We start from the raw sequence: 2,361 nt of genomic DNA on the forward strand, positions 1-2,361 counted from the left end.
TCACAAAAATAAATTAAAAAAAGTCATTTTCTTTGTGAACTTTCCTGATATCACCCGGTCTTATTTATTGTACGAACAAGTATGTAATGATTAAAATGTAGTTTGAAGTAAGTGCAGTATGATGAGTTAGCCTTCTCCCCCGGAGTTAATTGATTACACTGCTTAGTGATTTATCCTTCTTACCTCAAACTTCAGTTAGGATTGAGTTACTGCTACACCGTTTTAATGTTCATCATCATCCCCATTGGGAAGTGTTAACACGCTAGCGCACTGTTAATGACAACCCGTAAAGAGTTATTTTGGCAGCCAATATGGCTGCCATTTTTTTTGTCTTTTTTGATGTAAAAAGGTCATAACATTTTCTTGTTAAAAATTGAGTAAATTATCTAACTGAATTTGCAATGAAGGATGATAACCAGCACGGGCTTTTGTATAGATTTCAGCCAACTCTTGTTGATAACCAGCAATTTGTAATTCAACAAACAAAGGTCTTACAAATTTACCTCTGCCAATGCGGCATAAATAATCACTTAATGCAGGTAAGACAGGATCATAATGATTACGGATGGCGACGCGATACCAATCACACGCTATTTCTGCATTAGGACTGTTTGTTAATGTAAAAGTCTCATCTAAGTCTAATAACGTAACTTGGCTTACCATTAGCGGTAATTGAGTCAGAAAATATTGCCAGTGATGAACTCGCCAATCGCTCACCAACAACTCACTTGCCAAAGCGCCTTTGACGATAGCTTCCACAGCCAAATCAACTTTATCCAAGCTGCTTGATGTAGGGCCTTTAAACCATAGTGGTAATCCTTGCCCGTACACCCACTCATTGAGTTCTGAGAGGGTTAATTTATCGTGATGCTCCACCAGCAATGTCTGTGTTGCATAATCAATGAACGTTTCGGTGGTAATCGCGCTAAACGAAAAATGCTCAACATAACCAAATAGAAAGCGATCAAATGCAGGCCGCCCTAATCGACTTTCCAGTTCATGAACAAACATCGATGCTTTATCGTAGGTAAACCGATTAAATGCCAGATTAGGATCTTGATCTTGTACATTGGCTGGTAGAGTTTGGTTTGCTAAGGGAGTAGATTCGATTTCCTCTTGCAAACGTCCATATTCGATAACCCATTCAAGTTCTGCCTGCTCTCTACCATAAATAGCTTCAACAATACGATTGGTAAAATAAGTGGTAAATCCTTCATTAAGCCATAAGTCTCGCCAAGTCGCATTACTGACTAAATTGCCTGTCCATGAATGGGCTAATTCATGAGCAACCGTTGAAACAAGACTTTTATCCCCAGCAATTAGGGTGGGAGTCATAAATGCCAGCATAGGGTTTTCCATGCCACCAAAAGGAAAACTCGGTGGCAATACAATCATGTCATAACGGCCCCAAGCATAGGGTCCTAGTATGGACTCTGCCATTAAGATCATTGATTCGGTATCTTCAAATTCTTTAGCTGCAGCTGCAAGCATATCGGGTTCAGTATAAATACCACTTCGAGGTCCAGTGGCTTGAAAGCTTAACTCTCCAACAGCAATGGCTAATAAGTGTGTTGGGATAGGTTTGTTCATGCAAAACTCAAACACACCATTATCTGGCAGTTCTGGTGTATTTTCAGCACTCATTACCGCGCGTAAACCTTGCGGAGCGGTGACGGTCGCATTAAACGTTATGCGTGCTTTTGGGGTATCTTGTAAGGGTATCCAGCTGCGAGCATTAATGGGTTGCGATTGGCTAAACAGATAAGGTAATTTTTTTCCTAGCGTTTGTTCTGGTGTAAGCCATTGCAGCCCCTGTGCTGTTGGTGAGGTACGATAATGGATGACCACCTCAGTTAAGTGGTCCCCCACATCAATAACCAGCTTTTGACCCAATATGGCATTCACATCAGTCACATAATGCGACAACACATTAGCATCGCTGTCAGTGACATCTTCTATGATCAAGTCTCGGCAATCTAGCACTAATGAAAGTGCAGCCATTTTTCGGGTAAACTGTAACCGGGCAACGCCATTAAGTTGCTGTAAGTCAAAATTAACCACAATATTAAGTTCAAGATGATGCACGCATAAAGCATCAGTATTGGCACTTGAATGGTAATCGTGTTGTACGTCCCATTTTGAAGTCACAAAAAATCCTTACCGAGAGAATAAAACATGAAATTTAGCAAAGATAATAGCATTTGCATCTAAAAAGATGCTGTAAAAAGTCGCTTTAAAACCTCATCACTCAGAGTTGTCACGCTTATCAATTCAAAGCATATAGATTCATTAAGCAACAAAGTGGGCTCTGCGCAATGCCAATCTTCGCTTTATACTGCTTTAAACTTAATGGGTCCTATC

General features: G+C 40.2%; 1 protein-coding gene. It reads right to left on the reverse strand.

Annotated elements, in window-relative coordinates; genetic code table 11:
- Positions 1-366: 366 nt before the first annotated feature.
- Positions 367-2,148: a M1 family metallopeptidase gene (locus tag CXF78_RS20545; protein ID WP_102037800.1), complete on the reverse strand. Its 1,782-nt coding sequence runs from the start codon at positions 2,146-2,148 to the stop codon at positions 367-369.
- Between the last annotated feature and the right edge of the window lie 213 nt (positions 2,149-2,361).

Source organism: Shewanella sp. 11B5 (genome assembly GCF_002836795.1).
Classification (GTDB): domain Bacteria; phylum Pseudomonadota; class Gammaproteobacteria; order Enterobacterales; family Shewanellaceae; genus Shewanella; species Shewanella frigidimarina.